The sequence below is a fragment of the Saccharothrix espanaensis DSM 44229 genome, from assembly GCF_000328705.1.
Classification (GTDB): domain Bacteria; phylum Actinomycetota; class Actinomycetes; order Mycobacteriales; family Pseudonocardiaceae; genus Actinosynnema; species Actinosynnema espanaense.
In genome coordinates this window covers 5265718-5284495 of the sequence record NC_019673.1, presented here as the reverse complement: position 1 = coordinate 5284495, position 18778 = coordinate 5265718, and the positions used below count along the sequence as shown (strand labels likewise).

At 73.9% G+C, this 18778-nt stretch carries 21 protein-coding genes; 9 read left to right on the top strand and 12 right to left on the bottom strand.

Features of this window, described 5'->3' with window-relative positions; all coding sequences use genetic code 11:
- Nucleotides 1-8 precede the first annotated feature (8 nt).
- A complete protein-coding gene (locus BN6_RS23040) occupies nucleotides 9-1241 on the top strand; it encodes a macrolide family glycosyltransferase (protein ID WP_015102151.1) in 1233 nt (410 codons plus the stop codon).
- A gap of 229 nt (nucleotides 1242-1470) precedes the next feature.
- Here the strand turns inward: BN6_RS23040 and BN6_RS23035 are convergent, their stop codons facing one another.
- The 3 genes from BN6_RS23035 to BN6_RS23025 all read right to left on the bottom strand — a co-directional run bounded on the left by BN6_RS23035 (nucleotide 1471) and on the right by BN6_RS23025 (nucleotide 4103).
- Nucleotides 1471-2517 (bottom strand): S1C family serine protease, encoded by a 1047-nt coding sequence (locus BN6_RS23035; RefSeq protein ID WP_231904729.1) that lies wholly within the window; start codon nucleotides 2515-2517, stop codon nucleotides 1471-1473.
- 192 nt (nucleotides 2518-2709) lie between these two features.
- Nucleotides 2710-3381 (bottom strand): DUF4386 domain-containing protein, encoded by a 672-nt coding sequence (locus tag BN6_RS23030; protein ID WP_015102148.1) that lies wholly within the window; start codon nucleotides 3379-3381, stop codon nucleotides 2710-2712.
- Complete coding sequence (locus tag BN6_RS23025; RefSeq protein WP_015102147.1) at nucleotides 3378-4103, bottom strand: NAD(P)-dependent oxidoreductase; 726 nt, start codon at nucleotides 4101-4103, stop codon at nucleotides 3378-3380. Before BN6_RS23025 ends, BN6_RS23030 begins: the two co-directional genes overlap by 4 nt.
- Nucleotides 4104-4206: 103 nt before the next feature.
- Here BN6_RS23025 and BN6_RS23020 point away from each other — a divergent pair, with 103 nt between their 5' ends.
- Nucleotides 4207-4881 (top strand): TetR/AcrR family transcriptional regulator, encoded by a 675-nt coding sequence (locus BN6_RS23020; protein WP_015102146.1) that lies wholly within the window; start codon nucleotides 4207-4209, stop codon nucleotides 4879-4881.
- 3 nt (nucleotides 4882-4884) lie between these two features.
- On the opposite strand, the gene BN6_RS23015 is transcribed toward BN6_RS23020, so the two are convergent.
- Both BN6_RS23015 and BN6_RS23010 read right to left on the bottom strand, forming a co-directional pair.
- Nucleotides 4885-6315 (bottom strand): hypothetical protein, encoded by a 1431-nt coding sequence (locus BN6_RS23015; protein ID WP_051075689.1) that lies wholly within the window; start codon nucleotides 6313-6315, stop codon nucleotides 4885-4887.
- A gap of 54 nt (nucleotides 6316-6369) precedes the next feature.
- A complete protein-coding gene (locus BN6_RS23010; RefSeq protein ID WP_051076023.1) occupies nucleotides 6370-6798 on the bottom strand; it encodes a GtrA family protein in 429 nt (142 codons plus the stop codon).
- Nucleotides 6799-7129: 331 nt separating this feature from the next.
- Between BN6_RS23010 and BN6_RS23005 the strand changes: the two genes are divergently transcribed.
- The gene (locus BN6_RS23005) at nucleotides 7130-7951 is read left to right on the top strand and encodes a S1 family peptidase (protein WP_015102143.1); all 822 of its coding nucleotides are present in this window, start codon (nucleotides 7130-7132) and stop codon (nucleotides 7949-7951) included.
- A gap of 46 nt (nucleotides 7952-7997) precedes the next feature.
- Here the strand turns inward: BN6_RS23005 and BN6_RS23000 are convergent, their stop codons facing one another.
- Together BN6_RS23000 and BN6_RS48025 are read right to left on the bottom strand one after the other, a co-directional pair.
- A complete protein-coding gene (locus tag BN6_RS23000; RefSeq protein ID WP_015102142.1) occupies nucleotides 7998-8504 on the bottom strand; it encodes a GNAT family N-acetyltransferase in 507 nt (168 codons plus the stop codon).
- A gap of 29 nt (nucleotides 8505-8533) precedes the next feature.
- Nucleotides 8534-8920 (bottom strand): hypothetical protein, encoded by a 387-nt coding sequence (locus BN6_RS48025; RefSeq protein ID WP_015102141.1) that lies wholly within the window; start codon nucleotides 8918-8920, stop codon nucleotides 8534-8536.
- A gap of 131 nt (nucleotides 8921-9051) precedes the next feature.
- Between BN6_RS48025 and BN6_RS48020 the strand changes: the two genes are divergently transcribed.
- Entirely contained in the window at nucleotides 9052-9336 is a 285-nt protein-coding gene (locus tag BN6_RS48020; protein ID WP_197540175.1) for a hypothetical protein, read from the top strand.
- A gap of 139 nt (nucleotides 9337-9475) precedes the next feature.
- The gene (locus BN6_RS22990; protein WP_015102140.1) at nucleotides 9476-10438 is read left to right on the top strand and encodes a DNA topoisomerase IB; all 963 of its coding nucleotides are present in this window, start codon (nucleotides 9476-9478) and stop codon (nucleotides 10436-10438) included.
- A gap of 31 nt (nucleotides 10439-10469) precedes the next feature.
- Here the strand turns inward: BN6_RS22990 and BN6_RS22985 are convergent, their stop codons facing one another.
- Entirely contained in the window at nucleotides 10470-11786 is a 1317-nt protein-coding gene (locus BN6_RS22985) for a sodium:proton exchanger (RefSeq protein WP_041313690.1), read from the bottom strand.
- A 70-nt stretch (nucleotides 11787-11856) separates the two neighbouring features.
- The gene (locus BN6_RS22980) at nucleotides 11857-13047 is read right to left on the bottom strand and encodes a cytochrome P450 (RefSeq protein WP_015102138.1); all 1191 of its coding nucleotides are present in this window, start codon (nucleotides 13045-13047) and stop codon (nucleotides 11857-11859) included.
- Nucleotides 13048-13199: 152 nt separating this feature from the next.
- On the opposite strand from BN6_RS22980, the gene BN6_RS22975 reads away from it, so the two are divergent.
- The 3 genes from BN6_RS22975 to BN6_RS22965 all read left to right on the top strand — a co-directional run bounded on the left by BN6_RS22975 (nucleotide 13200) and on the right by BN6_RS22965 (nucleotide 15643).
- Nucleotides 13200-13397, top strand: a complete 198-nt coding sequence (locus BN6_RS22975; RefSeq protein ID WP_041313688.1) for a hypothetical protein — start codon at nucleotides 13200-13202, stop codon at nucleotides 13395-13397.
- A gap of 43 nt (nucleotides 13398-13440) precedes the next feature.
- Complete coding sequence (locus BN6_RS42260) at nucleotides 13441-13914, top strand: STAS domain-containing protein (protein WP_015102137.1); 474 nt, start codon at nucleotides 13441-13443, stop codon at nucleotides 13912-13914.
- 100 nt (nucleotides 13915-14014) lie between these two features.
- On the top strand, nucleotides 14015-15643 hold the full coding sequence (locus BN6_RS22965; protein ID WP_015102136.1) for an MFS transporter: 1629 nt from the start codon (nucleotides 14015-14017) through the stop codon (nucleotides 15641-15643).
- Between the two features lie 155 nt (nucleotides 15644-15798).
- On the opposite strand, the gene BN6_RS22960 is transcribed toward BN6_RS22965, so the two are convergent.
- The 3 genes from BN6_RS22960 to BN6_RS42255 form a co-directional block, all read right to left on the bottom strand.
- The gene (locus BN6_RS22960; protein WP_015102135.1) at nucleotides 15799-16170 is read right to left on the bottom strand and encodes an STAS domain-containing protein; all 372 of its coding nucleotides are present in this window, start codon (nucleotides 16168-16170) and stop codon (nucleotides 15799-15801) included.
- 51 nt (nucleotides 16171-16221) lie between these two features.
- The gene (locus tag BN6_RS22955; RefSeq protein WP_015102134.1) at nucleotides 16222-16896 is read right to left on the bottom strand and encodes a DUF6766 family protein; all 675 of its coding nucleotides are present in this window, start codon (nucleotides 16894-16896) and stop codon (nucleotides 16222-16224) included.
- Nucleotides 16897-16999: 103 nt separating this feature from the next.
- Entirely contained in the window at nucleotides 17000-17380 is a 381-nt protein-coding gene (locus BN6_RS42255) for a hypothetical protein (protein ID WP_051075688.1), read from the bottom strand.
- Between the two features lie 144 nt (nucleotides 17381-17524).
- On the opposite strand from BN6_RS42255, the gene BN6_RS22945 reads away from it, so the two are divergent.
- Nucleotides 17525-18607: an FAD-dependent oxidoreductase gene (locus BN6_RS22945; RefSeq protein ID WP_041313685.1), complete on the top strand. Its 1083-nt coding sequence runs from the start codon at nucleotides 17525-17527 to the stop codon at nucleotides 18605-18607.
- The last annotated feature ends 171 nt before the right edge of the window (nucleotides 18608-18778 follow it).

Below are 18778 nucleotides of genomic sequence, written 5' to 3'. Positions count from 1 at the left end.
GGAGAGCCATGCCCGCACACATCCTGTTCCTCAGCGCGCCCGCGTACGGCCACGTCTACCCGACGCTGACCATCGCCGAGGCGCTGGCCCGGCGCGGCCACCGGGTCGGCTACGCCGTGACGGAGCACTTCGCGGCCGACGTCGAGCGGTCCGGGCTGGAGCTGCTGCGCTACAACGACGTCCTGAGCGCCATCCCGGCGGCGGTCGGTCCGCGTGCCGACACCGCCGAGATCGTGCTGGCGTGCATGGAGTTCTACCTCGAAGGGCTGCGCCAGGTGTCCGATGTGGAGGGTCTGGTCGACGCGCCGCCCGACCTCGTCGTGTTCGACCCGATGATGTACGGCGCGGCGGCCGTGCTGGGCCGCGAGTGGGGCGTGCCGACCGTGCTGACGCACCCGAACCTGGCGTTCAACGACACGTTCGACTGGCCCGCGCTGCGCCGCCGCGAGCTGCTGGTGGGCGAGCGGGAGGCGGCGGCGGCCCGGATCGAGGCGGGCCTGGCCGCGCTGTTCGCCGAGCACGGCGTCGACGAGCGGGAGCTCAACGCCCCGACCGACCTGGCCCTGGTGTTCGTGCCGCGCGAGTTCCAGCCGCACGCGGACTCCTTCGGCGGGAACTACGCGTTCGTCGGGCCGTGCGTCGACGGGACGGTGTTCGGCGGCACGTGGGAACCGCCGGCGGGCGGCAGGCCGGTGCTGTTCATCTCGCTGGGCACCGTGCACAACCAGCGCCCGGACTTCTTCCGCCTGTTCGCCGGGGCCTTCGGCGACCTGGACTGGCACGTCGTGGTCACCCTGGGCGTCCCGGAGCACGACGGCGACCTCGGTGACCTGCCGCCGAACTTCGAGGTCCACCCGTGGGTGCCGCAGTTGGCGGTGCTGGAGCACGCCGCGGTGTTCCTGTCCAACGGCGGCTTGGGCGGCGTGATGTCGGCCCTGCGCGCCGGCACGCCCCTCCTGCTCGCACCGGAGGTCGCCGAACAGGACATGGACGCGCAGCGCGTGGTCGAACTCGGCCTGGGCCGCCTGGTAGACCTCGACGGCATCGCCCCCGACGACCTGCGCCAAGCCGTCCTGGACCTGGCAGCCGACCGCGAGATCGCCACCGCCGTCACCCGGATGCGCGACCACGTCCACGCCGCCGGCGGCACGTCCCGCGCGGCCGACGCCATCGAGGCCCGACTGGACCGCCGGTGGTGCGTCGACCACGAACGTTCACCAGGTGGGGGACATACCGCGTGAGGGCGAATCGATGGCCGAGCCGGTCAGCGCACGTCGATCAACCGAGCCGGATCAGGGACAACCTGTCGGCCACCAGGCAACGCCCGTTCTCGCCGCGTGGGGCCCGGTCGACGGCGAAGTCCCACAGGTGGCGCCGGGGTTCGATGACGGGGTCGGTCACCTCGGCGGGCCGGCCGCCGGCGCGAACGGGCCGCCCTCGGATCGACGCCGGTCGGGTTCGCGCGGTGGGTCAGAGTTCGCCGAGCACCACGTCGATCGTGGTGTTCCCGGTGCCGCGCAGCACTTCCACCGGGACCCGGTCGCCCGGTTTGCGGGCCGCCAGGACCCGGTTCAGCTCGGCGATGGCCGGGGTGGCGGTGTCGCCCACCTCCGTGATCACGTCACCGGCGCGGATGCCCGCCTTCTGCGCGGCACCGCCGTCGACCACCGTGACCACGCCGACGCCGACCTCCTTGCGGCTGCGGTCGATCACGGTGCGGCCGGTGATGCCCAGCGCGGCGCGGCCGGACTCGGTGACCTTGCCGTCCCGGATGATCTGGTCGGCGATGCGCTTGACCGTGTTGACCGAGATGGCGAACCCGATCCCGGGCGCCGCGCCGCCCAGCTGCTGGTCGGTGGCGGCCAGGGTCGGGATGCCGATGACCGCGCCCGACATGTCCACCAGCGCGCCGCCGCTGTTGCCGGGGTTGATGGCGGCGGAGGTCTGGATCATGTCGGCGATGGTCGTGCCGGGGGAGGCGGCGCTCGCGGGCTCGGCGACCGTGCGGCCCAGCGCCGAGACGATCCCGTTGGACACGCTGCTGGACAGGCCGAGCGGGTTGCCCATCGCGAGCACCAGCTGCCCGACCCGCAACCGGCCGGAGTCGCCGAACTTCGCCGGTGACGACGGCAGCGACCCGTCCACCTTGATCACCGCCAGGTCCTCCGGCGGGTGACTGGCCACCAGGGTCGCCGACCGGGGCGTGCTGTCGTTGGCGAACGACACCTGGAACCGGGTCTCCCGGCCGACGACGTGCGCGTTGGTGACGATGTGGCCCTTGTCGTCGTAGAGCACGCCCGAGCCCAGGCCGTCCTCGGTGTTGATCTGCACGACGGACGGCAGGGTGTCGTGCACGACCTGCTCGTAGCCCTGCTCCAGCGAACTCGCCGCCGCCGACGCCTCGATCGTGGTCGCCTGGGCGCCGCCGGTGCTCGCGGTGTCGCCGGGCGTGCAGCCCGCGATCACGGCCGCGCACGCCACGCCCACGCCGATCCGCGTCACCAGGTGTCGGTCCACAACCGCCTCCAGCGTGCGCCCTGATCCTGTTCCGGACGCTAGGTGAGGTGCGGGGGACCGGCCACCCGACATCCCGGATTCACCCGTCCGGAACAGGATGGCGGGGCAGGGGGCGTGCGTTGGTGTCCGTGCCGGACGACCCGTTGCGCCGCCCCTGGTTCGTGACCGGGCGCGACCCGGCCTGGTCTCTGTTCAGTCGGGTACCGGTGAGCCGGGCACCGCCTTGATCAGCAGCCACCCGATGAACGAGAGTTCCGCGACCGCCGCCGCGGCCAGCGCGAACGGCGAGACGGCCGCGCCGAAACCGGGGGCCAGGAAGCGCCCGAACACGTCCACGAGGTGGCCGCAGCACCCGGCCATCAGCAGGACGCCCAACGGCCGGGGGAAGTAGTCCGACTTCAGCACCAGGTAGCCCAGCGGGAGCAGCCACAGGCCGAAGTACGTCTGGGCGATGAGGTACCCGTCGCGCTGCATCTCGGCGAACAGCGCGGTGAGCCGGTCGGAACCGGCGTCGGCCCCGCCCACCGCGAGGGTGAGCGCCGTCTTCTGGTTGAGCAGGTTGAGGGTCTGCAGCGCGACGCCGACCGCGACGAAGACGACCAGCGCGGCGGCCACGAACCTGTCGACGTGCCTCAGCAGCAGGTACAGGGCCATGCCGGTGAGCAGGAAAGCCACCGCTCCCACCAGTTCGCTGACGAACCCGAGGCGGTACAGGCCCGCCGACGCGCGGATGTTGTCGGCCGTCGCCGCCGCGTCGCCCTCCACGACGACGCTCGTGTTCACCACGCCGGCGAAGCCGGTGAACACCGCGACGAGCAGGTACAGCACGCCCGTGACCCGGGCGAGCGTCCGGGGCGTCCTCACGGGCCGGTCCGCTCGGCGTGGGCCAGCGCCGAGGGGGTGAGCCTGCCGACGACGGCCGGGGCCTGGTGGACCAGGGTGTCGTCCTCGACCGCTTCGACCATGAAACGGGAGTAGTCCACGCGCCGGGTCAGGTTGCTCGCGAGAACCGGATCGCCCACGTGCCCGCTCCACACCGGCAGGCCCTGGCTCTCGCCCTCCTCCAGGTCACTGCCGCGCACGACCGTCCACGCGGTGTCGCTGGCGAAGACCCGGCGGCAGGCGTCCACCTGGTCGTCGACGTCCACGACCCCGGCGAGCTTCGCCAGCCGGCCGAACACCGCCGCGTACACCTTGAAGCCGCGGGAGTACACGTCCTGGCCGTCACGGCTGATGTGCCAGCCGCACGAGAACACCAGGCGTGCGCCCGGACGTGCGTGGTCGAGCACGGCCTGCGCCGTGCCGGACGCGTAGTGGTCGCGCCCCCACGGCACCAGCACGGTCAGCACGGCGTCGCAGCCGTCCACCGCCCGCGCGATGACCGAGCGGTCGTTCGTCGGCCCGGGTACGACGGTGATCCGCCCCTCGAACCCGGCGAGCTTGGGCACGCTCTGCTCGCGGCACACGCCCACGACCTCGTACCCCCGGTCCAGTGCGTGGCGCACCAGGTACTGACCAAGCTTCCCGGACGCGCCGACCACGCACACCCTCTTGCCCGCACCGGCTCTGTCCGAACCCGTCTCCACGACCGCCTCCTCGCCTCGCCGACTGGCTCCCTTACGCCGTAAGGTACAACCTTGCAGTGTAAGGTTGTCAAGGGGCGCAGCCGTCCCGGACAAGGAGGACCCCGTGGTCACGCCGCCGGCCGACCCGCCGCGCCGCACCGCGCTGAGCAAGGAGGTGGTGCTGCGCACGGCGGTCGCGCTCGCCGACGAGGCGGGCAGCGGGGTGCCGAGCATGCGCAAGCTCGCTGAGCGGCTCGGCGTCGAGGCGATGTCGCTCTACCACCACTTCCGCACCAAGGACCTGATCCTCGACGGCATGGTGGACCTCGTGTTCGGCGAGGTCGAACTCCCCGCGCCGGGCATCGACTGGCGGTCCGCGATGCGGCAGCGGGCGGTCTCGATGCGCGGCGCGCTGACCCGCCACCCGTGGGCGATCAGCCTGATGGACTCCCGGACCAACCCCGGCCACGCCACCCTGCGCCACCACGACGCGGTGCTGGGCAGCCTGCGCTCAGGCGGCTTCTCGATCGCCGGCGCCGCGCACGCGGTCTCGGTGCTGGACAGCTACCTCTACGGGTTCACGCTCCAGGAACTCAGCCTGCCGTTCACCTCGTCGGCGGGCTTCGAGGACGTGGCGGGCTCGATCATGCGAGAGCTTCCCCACGCGGAGTTCCCGCACCTCGCCGAGACGATCGCGGACCGCGCGCTCAAGCCCGGTTACGCCTACACCGCCGAGTTCGACGTGGGGCTCGACCTGATCCTCGACGGGCTGGACCGGCAACGTGAAGCCTGGCAGTAGCGGTCACGCCAGCAGCGCGCGCAACCGGTCGACCACGTCCGCTTCGAGCGCGGGCACGGCCCGGTCGAGCAGCCGGCGCAGTTCCGGCAGGTGCTCACGCGGCAGTTCGTCCGCGAGCATCCACTTTCGCGTGTGGCGCGCGAAGCGGACGGTGTCGGCCACCGCGCGCCGCGCCGGCTTCGGGTCCGGGTCGACGGCGGCGGTGAGCGCCGCGCGCAGCCAGTCCGCCGTGCACGACCGCTGGGCCAGCAGGTAACCCGCCCGGCGCACCACCGGCCGTTCATCTGCCAGCAGTTCCCACACCAACCCGTCCGGCACCCGCCGCACGGCCCGCGCCGCCTCCCGCACGACCGCGGGCGACGGATCGCGCAGCAGCGGCACCACATCGTCGTCGATTTCGACGCGCAGCAGCCGCAGCGCCCGCACGGCACGCGCGCGCACCATCGGCACCGGGTGGCCGAACAGCCCGACGAGGTAGCCGGCGTCGGCCTCCGAGCCGATCTCGCCGAGCCCGTCGAGCGCGCCGCGCGACACCACCGACCGGTAGTGCGCGAGCGGGTCGACGCCGATCCGCGCCGCCGACGCCCTGGCCAGCGCACGCACCAGCGACGACCGGTCCTCCAGGAATGCGGCCACCTCGGTGTCGTGCCCCAGGCGGGTCAGGCCCGCGAGCGCCTGCGACCGCACCTCGGCGTGCCCGCTCCCGGACAGCCGCCGCAGCAGCGCGACCCGGTTGGTCCACACCGCTTCCCGGGCCGCCGCCTCGGCCGCCCCCGCCCGCAGGCGGACGTGCGCGCCGGTGAGCGCGAGGTCGACCAGTCGATCGGTACGCCACCGGCCCTGCGTGAAGGCGAACCAGCGCACCTGCGGGTCCGACGAGGACAGCAGCGGCGACAGGTCCGTCGCCGCCGCGGCGGCGACGAGTTGCCGCTGGACGAACGACCCCCGCCCCCAGTCCTCGACCCGCAGGCCGACACCGAGCGCGGAGGGCAGCAGTCCGGGCTCGTCGTCCAGCACGAGCGCGAGGCCCGCCCGTGCCCTGCGTCGCACCTCCGGCACCCAGTCGGCGGTGCGCACCACCAGGAACGGCACCAGGTCGGGCAGCGGTCGCGCCACGATCGCCGCGACGGCCCGCTCACGCACGCGGCCGTCGCGGTGCGCGCTCGCCAACGCGAGCGCCAACGGCGACAGCGCGGGGTCGTCCAACCGCCGTCGCGGGACGGGGAACTCGCGCGCCTCGCGGTGCGCCGAACACCACCACCAGTCCCGCCGGACGACATCGTCCAGGTGGATCACCGCACGCGGGTTGCCGGCCAGCGCGGCGAGCGCCCTCGCGCCGGCCACGTCGTCGTCGGCGAGCCGTGCCAGCACGGGCATCACGTCGCTCCGGTCCGGCGTCCGCGCCCAGGCGGTCACGTGCTCCAGATCGTCCACACGGGAGATCCTGGCGCACCCCCAGGGCCGGGCGCACCCGCGTTTCCCGGCGGGTCAGGGCGTCCGGGTGTCGCGGAAGATGACCCAGCGCATCACGCAGTACATGTACACGGCCTCGCACATGCCGGCGGCGAGGCGGGACAGGTGGTACTGCACGCCGAGCGCCGCGAGCCCGCTGCCGACACCGAGGATGAACGCCAGGTAGTTGACCAGGATCGCCACCCCGTACAGCACCGCCTGCGGCCCGACCGGTGCGTGCGAGCGGAAGTTCATCGCCCGGTTGAGCACGAAGCTCAGCCCGAACGCCAGGACGTAGGCGATCGTGAAGCTGACCGGCACCGGCAACCCCACGACGCTGTGCAGCAACGTGAGCAGCAGCAGGTCGACGGCGAACGTGAAGCCGTTGATCACCGCGAAACCGAGCAGGCTCGGCGGGACGACGCGGGCCAGACCGAACGGCAGCCGGCGCACGACGGTCTCCATCAACGCGTGGAACCGCTGCCCGGCGTCGGGTGGGGGGTGGCGGTCGCTGGCGTTGGCCTGGTCACCGACGGTCATGTCGCCACCGTGACACGCCCGGGTTAACAGGACTTCGTCCGGAGCCGGCCGGTTCGGTGATCGTTCGCCGTCGCGGACGTGGCCGTCGGCCGATGGTGGTGCAGGCACCACCCCGGCGGTCGCGCGGTGGCTACCGGGGACCGGCCAGGTGTCCGGATGGAGCGGTGCGCGGTGGGCGGCGATGCTCGTACCGAACACCGAACACCGAACACCGAACACCGAACACCGAACACCGAACACCGAACGAAGGAAGCCGATGCCCACAGTGAAGTCCATGCGCCGCACCCTGTTGCGGGCCGCCGCCGTCGCCGTGGCGGTCGGGGTCTGCACGACCTTGACGACCGGCGGCGCCAGTGCCGTCGTCAACGGGAAGGACTCCACCGAGCGCTACCAGTTCATGGCGTCCATCCCGGAGACCGTGCCCGCGCTGGGCGGGGTCAAGGGGGTCTGCGGGGCGGCGTTGATCCACCCCCGGTGGGTGGTCACGGCCGCGCACTGCGTCGACGCGGCGGGGACCGGTGCGGTGCCCGACGGGATCGTCCGCATCGGCAGTGAGCGGCGGACCTCCGGCGGCTCCGTGCGCGCCATCGACCGCACGGTGCTCCACCCGGACTACCGGCTGGGGCAGCCCAACCGCGGCGACATCGCGCTGGTGCGGCTGGACCGCCCGGTCCTCCAGCAGCCGATCCGGATCGCCTCCCGCCCCGGCGCGCCCGGCACCCCGACCCGGCTGCTGGGCTTCGGCACGACGCTCGACACGGTCGACATCACCAAGGCGGTGTTCCCCGACCGGCTCCAGCAGCTCGACACCCGTCGCGGCGCGGAGTCCGAGTGCGCGCCCGGCTACGCCGACCCGACCCGGCTGTGCACGGTCAGCCGCAAGCCCGGCGCGATGGCGTGCGTCGGCGACTCCGGCGGCCCCCAGGTGCAGCGCGGGAAGGGCGGCCGGTGGGAGCTGATCGGCACCACCTCGGGCCCCGGTGACGCGGATGCGGTCTGCGCCAACGGGCCCGGCCTCTACACCAACGTGCCCGCCCACGCCCGCTGGATCCACGAGACGATCCGCGCGAACCGCTGACCCCGGGCCGGCGCGGTGGCCGGCGTCCATCCACAGGGGACGCCGGTCACCCGCCGGGCCGGGCGAGCTCGATCCAGTAGCGGCGCACGGGGCCGTACTGGGTGTCGCGGACCTCCTCGAAAACGCCGCCGAGCCGTTCGATCGTCTTCGCCGAGGCGGTGTTGCCGGTCGCGCAGACCACCAGCACCCGGTCCAGGCCGACCCGTCGCGCGTCCACCAGGATCCGCCCCAGCGCCCACCCGGCCACGCCGCGCCGCCGTGCGGTCGGCCGGACGCCGAAGCCGACGTGGCCGGCCCACCGCACGTGGTCGTCCCACCGGTGCCGCAAGGCGATCCCGCCGAGCACCCGGCCGTCCTCGACGATCCACCGGCAGGTGGCCCGGTCGGACTCGGCGGTCAGCCGCGCCACCCAGGCCGCGAACCCGGCCGGCGAGTCGACCTCGTCGGTCGGGGCCAGCCCGAAACCGTCCTCGTGCAGGCCCGGCCCCCACTCGGCGTGCGCGTCGAGCCAGGCGCTGTGCAGCCGGGTGGTGGGCGCGATCAGGTCGGGCATTCGGTGTTCCTCTCCGGATCCGTTCGTGCTCACCTGATCGGGCAGGCCAACTCGTCCCGGGCGGACAGCCGGAGCAGGGCCGCCGGCTCGTCCCGGGCACAGGCCTCGGCGACCTCGTCCACGAGCAGGTCGTAGTCGGGGCCGGTCGTGCCCTCGTAGGCGGCGGTCATCCGGCCCCACTCGTCCCAGTTCAGGGTTTCGCGCTTGCCCAGCGCCGCGAGGTCGCGGACCACGTTGCCGCTGATCTCGGCCGGCCCCCGGGCGTGGTCGACACCGGCCACGCCGAAGTCGCGTCCGTCGACCAGCCCTCGGCGGTACCGCACCCACGCCTCCCCTCCGGTCAGGAACTCGCCCGGCGCGAGGTCGTCGGGGCGGTCGACGTGGGCCCCGCCCAGGTGCTCGGTGTCGACCCGCACCCAGCGGCCCTCCTCTGCCCGCCAGTACTCGGTGATCGAGTGGTCGAGCCCGAGCCCCTCCTGGAAGCAGGTCCCGAAGCCGTACCGGGTCCGGGCGGGGATGCCCCCGCGCCCGCAGGAACGCGCAGGCGATGGTGGCGAAGTGCCGGCACGTCCCGACCACCCGCGCCCGCGGGGCGCGGGCCTGGTGCAGCGGCGCCGGGTCGAGCGCCGTCAGCACGGCGACCAACTCGTGCACCGGCCGGATCTCCTTCTCCGCGATCCGCTCCTCCGGCAGCCCGGCCGCGACGGCGTCGGCGGGCTGGATGACCAGCCCCTGCGCGGCGGCGCAGATCCCGACGGGGTCCTCCGGCAGGCTCTCGACCAGCCGGAGCTGCGCCGGGGCCAGGCTCGTGAACGGTCCGGGTCGGGCGTAGTCGAGCACGTCGTCGGCCATGGCCACCATGGTAGGAGCGAGGGCCGACAACGCCCGGCCACCGGAGCGGGCCGGCCCCGACCGGAAAGGGGTGGGGAGCCCGGACGTTTCACGTCGTGGTGGCGGGGAATGTCGCCAGGGTGAGATTGCGGCGCAGTGACCCCGGCGGGCCTGGTTGGCGGCGGCGTGCGCGGGGGCGCGGGTTCAGTTACGAGAGTGCCGACGGGAGCGTCCCGGACGCCGCCGAACTGGCCCGCATCAAGTCCTTGGCGATTCCGCCCGCCTGGCGCGACGTGTGGATCTGCCCGCACGCCAACGGGCACCTCCAGGCCGTCGGCACGGACTCCGCCGGGCGTCGGCAGTACCTCTACCACGAGCGGTGGCGGCGGGAGCGGGACGAGGAGAAGTACGAACGGGTGGTGACGTTGGCGCCGTTGCTGCCCGAGTTCCGGGCCGAGGTGGGACGGGCGTTGCGGGGGCGCGGACGGGAGCACGATCGGGTCGTGGCGGTGGCTCTGGCCATGTTGGACCACGGGGTGTTCCGGGTCGGTGGCGAGTCCTCCGCCGAGGACAACGGAACGCACGGCGTGACCACGCTGCTGTGCTCGCACGTCGGGGTGCGCGGCTCCGCCATGGACTTCTGCTACCCGGCCAAGGGCGGGATCGAGTTCTGCACCCGGGTGGTGGACGAGGACCTGGCGCGGGCGGTGAAGGTGCTGCGGCGGGGCCGGTCCGGGGACGACCGGCTGCTGGTGGACCGCGCCGGGGGCGAGGTGACGGCGGAGGAGGCCAACGAGCGGTTCAAGGACCTGGTGGGGCAGGAGTACTCGGTCAAGGACCTGCGGACCTGGCACGCGATGGTGCTGGCGGCGGTGGCCCTGGCCCGCGCGGAGCGGCCGTCGTCGCAGCGCGGGCGCAAACGGGTGGAGGCGGCCGTCATGCGGGAGGTCTCCGAGCACCTGGGCAACACCCCGGCGGTCGCCCGCAAGTCCTATGTGGACCCCCGGTTGGTGGAGCTGTACGGCAAGGGCGTCGTGCTGGCGGACGTGGACGGTGATCGGGAGACCGTGGAGAAGGCGGTCGTCGAGCTGTTGAGCACCTGAGCCGCGTCGTCCAGCACCGGGGCCCGCAGGGTCAGGGCCGCTCGGCCAGTCGGGGGAGCGGGGTCAGCAGGCCGTCCCGGGCGGTGCGCAGGGCACGGTGTCGGCGGCGGACCAACTGGGCGATGGCCAAGCCGGCGTAGAGCGCGGAGAGGCCGAGGACGACGAACCTGTTGGTCTCGGCGGGGAGCACGATGCTCGCCGTGAACTGGGCGGCGAACAGCGCGAACAGCGTCACCGCGCCCGCGGTCGTGAGCGCCAGGTCGGTCAGCAGGCTGATCGCGAACAGCGACTGGGCGGCGGTGACGAGCAGTTCCAGCCGCTGGTGGTCGTCCAGGGGCAGGCCGTGCCACCCGCCGCTGGACAGCGCGAACACCACCGGCATGGTGCCGACCAGCAGCGTCCACTGGTTGACCTTGCTGGACAGCAGGGTGCCCAGCGACTGCGACGCCGCCAGGCGCGCGGCGTAGAGGCAGGCCACGATCAGCTCCGGCGACTCGCTGGACAGCGGCGCGACCCACTGGACCAGCAGGAACTCGTCGACGCCCAGACCGGTGCCGGTCTGCACGAGGCGGGTCGCGAAGTGCTCGGCGGTGGCCAGGATGACCAGGCCGGCGAAGGCGAACATGCCGGTCACCCACCACCGCCGTGACGCGCGCGCCCGCTCGCCCACCCACGCGGCCACGCCCAGCAGGTGCGGCTTCTCGACCGGTGCCTTGGACAGCCGCCACACGTAACCGGCGAAGATCGCCACCAGCACCGCGCCGTCCACGACGGTCAGCGACGACCGCAGCGGCAGGCTCAGCGAGTACAGGGTGGCGATGCCCAGGAACACGACTTCGGCCGACATCACCGGCGGGAGCGCCACCCGGCCCCGGTGGGTCGACTCGCTGTCGTGCTTGGCCCGCCGCACCGCGATCGCGGCCACGAGCACCACCAGCGGCCAGCCGATGCCGACCAGGACCCGGTTGGCCCCGGTCATGTTCGCCAGCGCGAGCGAGCACGGGTCGGCCTGGCCCGGTGGCGGCGTGCACGTCCCCTGCTGCGCGAACTCCTGCCCCGCCTGGAAGGTGAACACCAGGTCGACCGCGTACTCCGGGAGCACGGCGACCAGCGCGAGCAGGGCGATGGCCACCCCCGCGCTGACGTCGACCTGCGCGGCCTCCGCGGCCCAGGACAGCACGAACGCGGCCCCGACGATCGCGAGGCCGAACACGGCGGCGGCCACTGGGTCGGGCAGGTGCGGGTGCGGCAGGCCCAGGTAGTCCGCCGCGCCCAGGTAGGCGCCGGGCAGGGCCACCGCCGCGGCGAGCAGCAGGCGTGCGGGGAACGCCGGGCGTTCGTCGGACAAGGGTCGACCTCCGGGCTGGGGGTGCACGGCGGATCCACCTCGGGGCGCACCCGGTCGGTGGGTGCGGCTGCTAGCTGCGCGCCGGGGCGGAGCGGGTGACGGGGAACCTCAGGCGGAAGTGGTCGAGCGTGGCCGGGAGGGGCGCGTCCAGGTGCGGGAACGACAGGCCGGCGCGCAGCGCGTCGAGCGTCGTGCCCGCGGTGGTCAGCACCAGGTCGCGGCCGGGGCACACGCCGGGGCCGGCGCTGAACGGCACCAGGGCCGGGTCGTCGGGGTGCGGCCAGATCTCCGGCGCGTACCGGTCGGCGTAGGGCAGGCGGTCCGGGTCACGGTGGAAGTACGGCGTGAACACGATGAACGTGGTGCCGCGCGGCAGGACGGTGCCGTGCCAGCGGGTGGGCCGCGTGCTCTCGCGGAGGATGACCGGTGTGGTCGGCCACAGGCGCGCGGCTTCCAGGATGCCCGCCGCGCCCTCACCGCCGAGCGCGAGGGCGCGCATGGTCACGATCCCCGCCGCGTCGAACGCGAACAGCCAGTGCGGCACCTGTTCCCGCAGGGCGTCCGGGTCGGCGAGCGAGGCGAGGCTGCCGGGTTCGGCGCGGTCGAGGTGGGCGCGCAGCCGGCGGTCGAACCGCTCGCGCAACCGGTCCCGGCGCGGGTGCAGGTAGGCCCAGTTCCCGTGCTGCCGCAACGTCTTCAAGTCGTCGGTGAGCGCGTCGTCGTTGCGCGCGCCGAGCCCGAGCACGATCCGGCGCGCCAACCGCCACCACGCCTGGGCGAACCCCTCCCAGTCCAGGACGCCGGTGCTCGCGGCGTGCCGGACGAGCAGGTCCGCCTCGTCCCGGGCCACGGCGGCGGCGTCGATCCGGCCGGGGCGCAGCACCTCCTCGTTGAACCGCCGCCGCCGGTCGCGGGCCGGGCCTCGCGACACCAGCGAGCCGTGCGGCTGGAAGTGCTCCAGCGCGGCGCGCTTCTCCCGGGTGGCCAGGGCGAACGGCTCCGGCGACTCGGCCAGGACCCGCTCCACGTCGTGCGGGTCGAGCAGGAGCACGACGCTGCGCCCGGTGATGCGCAACCGCAGCGGCTCCGGCCCGTAGCGAGCCCGCAGGGCGCGCATGGTGGCGATGGCCGACCCGTCGACCTGCAAGCGCTCGGCGAGTCCCATCACCGCCGGCCGCCGCACGACGACTCCCTTGGCGACGGTCGGCAACAGCACTCGCGTCACCGCCCGTACGGTGTCCAACCTGGATGCCACGGCCATGGCGGTCGGGTACCCAAGCCGGCCCGATGCACACCCACGGACGAGTGGCCGCGCGCCCGGTCGGGTGAACGCGTCGGGAGGGGAGCCTGCGGCGGCATCCCCTGATCGGCTGGGCCAGGGTTCGGCGCGCCGAAGCGGGGTATCCGAGCGCCATGGTCGGCATCGAGCACGCGCTGTCGTCGGGACGGGTCTCAGGCCGCGCGGACCCGCCGGGTGTCTTCGGCACGCCGGTCGGCGACCAGACGTCTACGCTGGTGGAACGGGACGTGGCGGCCCCGTGGCCGTGCCCGCCGGAACGGGCCCGGAGCGCCTCCACGATCGCGGAGCGACGCGCCCGCACGACGGCGTGATCTCCGTTTGAAGTCCACCTGTCACAGAGAACGAGGAGCGAACGTGGGCGACAGCGCCACACCACCGGCCGAGCCGAGCGAGACCACCGAACCCGACAGCACGCCGTGGGCGCGGGTCGACACCGTCGCCGACGGGCGCGTGGTCCGGGTCACGGTCGGGGGCGACATCGACCAGGCCACGGTGGCGGCCCTGGACGAAGGGCTGGACGAGGGGCTGGCGCTGACCGCCGAGTCGGAGGCGCGGATGCTCGCCGTCGACCTCGACGCCGCGGGCTTCCTGGCCTCGGTCGGGCTGTCCGCGCTGATCCGCACCCACCACCGGCTGCACGAGGACGGGCGCGAGCTGGTCGTGGTGCTCGCCGAGGACCACAAGCTGGTCCGCCTGCTGTGGACGACGGCGCTCAACCACGTGGTGACCGTGGTGTCGTCGATCGACGCCGCCGTGGCCCGGCTCGCCGAGCCCGACCCCGGTGCCGACGCGGGCGGCTCGGCCGTCGAAGGGCGCGAAGCGGGCTGACACCGGCCCCGTCGGGGCGGTTCCGGCTGGTCGGGAGATCGTTCCGGGGGTATGACCGCACCCGGGACCCCAAGACCCCCGAGCGGCGGAGGCCAGGCGGATGGGCGGCGATTCGGCGTGGGCACCGCTGCGGCGGCCCGCCTACCGGGCGTTGTGGCTGGCGCAGTTCGCGTCCAACATCGGCACCTGGGCGCAGACCGTGGGCGCGCAGTGGCTGATGGGCGACCTCGGCGGCGGAGCCCTGGAGGTGGCGCTGGTCCAGGCGGCGACCACGGTGCCGGTGTTCCTGCTGGTCGTGCCGTCCGGCGCGGTCGGGGACATCCTCGACCGCCGCAGCGTGCTGATCGGCGGCCAGTCGCTGATGCTGGCCGGCGCGGCGGGCCTGGCCGGGCTCACGGCGGCCGGCGGGACCACACCGGCCCTGTTGCTGGCGCTGATCGCGCTGATGGGCGTCGGGCAGGCGCTGGCGATGCCGTCGTTCCAGGCCATCCAGCCGGAACTGGTGCCGCGCGCGGAGATCCCCCGCGCGGCGCTGCTCAACGGCGTGAACATGAACGTCGGCCGCGCCCTCGGGCCCGCGCTGGGCGGCGTGCTGATCGCGGCGGCCGGGCCGGAGGCCGCGTTCGCGTTCAACACCGTGTCGTTCCTCGGCGTGCTGCTGGTGCTGTGGCGGTGGCGACGGCCCTCCGACCACCGGCCGTTGGGCGCGGAGCACGTGGTGACCGCCGTGCGGACGGGCGCGCGGTACGTGCGCAGCGCGCCGCTGTACCGGCGGGTGCTGGTGCGGTCGGTGCTGTTCGTGGTGTTCGGCAGCGCGTTGTGGGCGTTGCTGCCCGCCGTCGCGCGCGGTCCGCTGGGGTTGGACGCGGGCGGGTACGGCGTGCTGCTCGGCAGTGTCGGGGTCGGGGCGATCTGCGGTGCGTTCGTGGTGCCCCGGCTGCTGCGGCGTACTGGGAAGAACCTGTTGATCACGCTCGCCACCGGCGCGTACGCGGTGGCGCTGGCGGTGGCCGCGCTGACCTCGTCGGTGCTGGTCGCGGTGCCCGCGATGCTGGTGGCCGGGGCCGGCTGGATCGCCGTGCTGTCCACGCTCAACGCCACCGCGCAGGTCCTGCTCCCGGCGTGGACCAGGGCGCGGGCGCTGGCCTACTACCAGCTGGTGTTCATGGGCGGCCAGGCCGTCGGGGCGCTGCTGTGGGGCTCGGTCGCCGACGTGCTGGGCGTGCGCAGCGCGCTGGTCGTGCCGGCGGTCGCGATGGTGCTGGTCGTCGTGGTGGCGGCGCGGCTGCTGCCGCTGACCGAGCGGCAGCTCGACACGTCGCCGGCGAGCCTGTGGGACGCGCCGCCGGAACTCGCCGACGTCGGCCGCGGCCCGGTGCTGGTGACCGTGCGGTGGCGGGTCGACGGCGCGCGGGCGGCGGCGTTCGTCGAGGTCATGCGGAAGGTCGGCCGGTCGCGCAGGCGGACCGGGGCGACGCAGTGGGGCCTGTTCCGCGACTCCGAGGACCCGGAGCTGTACCTGGAGACGTTCACCGTCGCCACCTGGCAGGAGCACCTGCGCCAACACCTCGAACGTGGCACCGGCACCGAGGTCGAGGTGGAGCTGATCGCCCGGGACCTCGCCGCCGAGCCGCCCCGGGTGCGCCACCTGCTCTGGGCCGACCACCGGGAAGCGGTGCCGCCGGACGAGGTGACGCCACCGGACGGCAACGGCCTCGGGCCGCCGTGACGGCGAGGCTCGACCCGGCGGACATCGCGCGGCGGGCCGGCCGGGCGTGGTGCCGTCGACCGGCGGGCGCAACCCGGTCGTGGCGGCGAGCGCGGACGAGCCGGTGGTGGGCTGCGGCGCGGTCGTCCGGTAGGTGGTTCGGCCGGTCGGGACGCTCAGTCGATGTCCTCCCGGGCGGCGTCCAGCGCCTGTTCCGCGGTGTCGTGCAGGGGCAGGAGCGTGTGCATGGCGGTCATCTCGAGCGTGCGCCGGACGTGCTCGCCGACCGCGACGTGGATCGGGTGCCGGCCGTTGCCCCGGTTGTGGCCGTGCAGGTGGGCGAGCGCGGCGATGCCCGAGGAGGCGAAGAAGCCCACCTCGGTCAGGTCGAGCACGAGCGCGGCGGCGGCACCGTCGAGCAGGCTCACGCCGAGGTCGCGCAACTGGTCGCTGTTGGCGAGGTCGACGTCGCCGACCACCCGGAGCACGACCACGTCGCCGAGGGTTTCGGTGCCCATCCGGGCGACCGGTGTGTGCGCTGAGGACATGCGGACATGGTTCCCGCGTCGGGTGCCTCGCCAAACCGGCGCGATGCCGGGTCAGCCCGACTCGTCGGTGGTCACGTGCGGCGCGCCGACCGGCTTGGACTCCGGGGAGCCGCGTTGGCGCAGGTAGATGCTCAGGACGACCATCGAGCCGATGGCCAGGAACTCCGACTGCCAGTTCTGCAGGGTGCGGTTCCAGAAGTCGGCGCTGCCGAGGTACTCGAGCCAGCTCACCGGGGCCTGGTGGCGGCCCAGGAGCTCGGCGTTGCGCACGACCACGCCGGCGACCGACTGCGCCAACCACGACAGGACGAACAGCGCGCCCATGACCAGGCCCAGCGAGTTCGAGAACACCGCCGTGCGCAGGCCGCCCGCACGGGCCCACGGCGGCGAGTCCGGTGTGGTGTGCCGACCGAGCTGCTGCTGCTCGTCGGTCTCGCCGCCGATCCGGTCGGTGGTCTTGGACTCCGGCGAGCCGCGCTGGACCAGCCAGACGGTGGCGAAGATGTAGAGGGTGAACTGGAGGTACTCCGACTGCCAGTTCTCGGCCACGTCCACGGCGAAGGAGCTGGAGGTGACGTACTCGCCCAGGGACGCGCTCTGCCCGCCCGAGGCGGTCTGGTGGTCGTTGTAGTCGGCGTTCCCGGCGATCGCCTGGCCGACGAGCGCGGCCAGGAACAGCAGCCCGAACGCGATGCCCAGGCCGTTGTCGCGCAGAACCCGCTTCACCCGTGCCTCCCGGTGCTAGAGCCGGAGCAACCCGACGACGAGGAAGTAGCCCAGGCCGGCGAGGACGACGGCCAGGTAGACGACGAAGATCGCCCGGCGCACGTCAACCCACCGCGCACTGGTCGGGCTCGTCGTCGCCGGCCCGGCAGCCCGCCGCCGAGACCAGCCAGCCGGAGTCGAAACCGGTCAGGTAGACCGCGCCCTGGTCGGTGGTGACCCGGGCCTCGTCGGACCAGGTGTCGGCGTCCTCCACGGTGCCGCCGAGGCGGTCCGCGGGCAGCATTTCGGCGCACGGACGCCCTTCGGCGAAGGCGAGATCGTCCCTGGTCCGGGGGGTGAGCAGCGCGCACGCGGCGGCGGTGTCGCCGTCGCGCGCGGCGGCGAGGAAGCGGGCGGCGGTGTCCGAGGCGTCCTGCCGGGCCGCCGGCGAGGCGCACCCCGCCAGCACGACCGCGCACGACGCCACCCACAGCGTGACCTTCACCAGGCAAGGGTGTCGCACTTCGCCGCGTTTCAAACCACATCGGTGTCGCAAGTGGCCGGTCGCGTGGAGGACCTGGGCGGATTCGGTGGAGGGGTGGTGGTCGCGGGGGTGCGGAGGTGCCGTCGGTGGCTACCTTCCGCCGCTATGGAGACCGTGGACGTGCTCGTCGTCGGTGCCGGCCTCGCTGGGCTGCACACGGCGCGCCTGGTGGCCCGGCAGGGTTTCGACGTGCTCGTGTGCGAGCGCCGCACCAGCCTGGACGTCGGCATCCGGACCACGGGGATCTTCGTGCGGCGCACGTTGCGGGACTTCGCGCTGCCCGAACAGCACCTGGGGCCGCCGGTGCGCCGGGTGCTGCTCTACCCGCCCTCGCTGCGGGCACCGGTCGAGTTGGTCAGCCCGCACGACGAGTACCGCGTCGCCGACATGGCCGGGGTCTACGCGGAGGCGTTGGCACGGGCCACGGCGGCGGGCGCGCGAGTGCGGCTCGGCGTCTCCTACCCGGCGCCGGGGATCACGGCCCGGTTCACCATCGGCGCGGACGGGGCCCGGTCGACGGTCGCGCGCCGGCTCGGGCTCGACGTCAACCGGCGGCTGATCGTCGGGGTGGAGGAGGTGTTCCCGGTCGACGCCGGCGGCGCGGTGCCGACGTTCCACTGCGTGCTCGACCCGGCGCTGGCACCCGGCTACCTGGCCTGGTTGGTCGACGACGGGCAGCACGCGCACCTCGGCCTGGCGGGCCTGCCCGATCGGCTCCCCGGCCCGCTGCCGCGCCTGCTGGCGGCGTTGCGCGCCCGGTTCCCGGACGTGCCGCCGGCCGTCGGGCCGGTCCGCCGCCGCGGCGGGCCGATCCCGGTCAACGGCGTGCTGCGGCGGATCGCCTGCGCCGCCGGGCTGCTGGTGGGCGACGCCGCCGGCGCGGTGTCGCCGCTGACCGCCGGCGGGCTGGACCCGTGCCTGCGGATGGCGGAACTCGCCGCCGCCGTCGCGGGCGACTACCTGCGGACCGGTGACGCGGCGGTGTTGCGGCACTACGACGGCTCGGCGTTGCGTGCCCGGTTCCGCACCCGACTGCTGCTGCGCGACGTCCTGTCGGGCGTGCGGAGGCCAGCCGCCGCCGAGGTCGGGTTCTCGGTGTTGCGGACCCGGCTCGGCCGGGCCGCCGCGTCCCGGGTGATGTTCGGCGACGGCTCGTTCCCCGACGTCGCGCCCGTCCCGGCGCGGTGACCGCATCGGAGAATGGGGTGCGGCCCGAAAAGGGTGGTTGTGGCCGAAACGATTCGCACCGGGACGCGGATTCGCCGACTGCGGAATTCTTGATGACCGCCCATTGGGTTTCGTAATGCCCGGGGGTGGGGTGGTGGCGCGCTTTTGCTGTTGTCGTCAAGGGTGTTCACA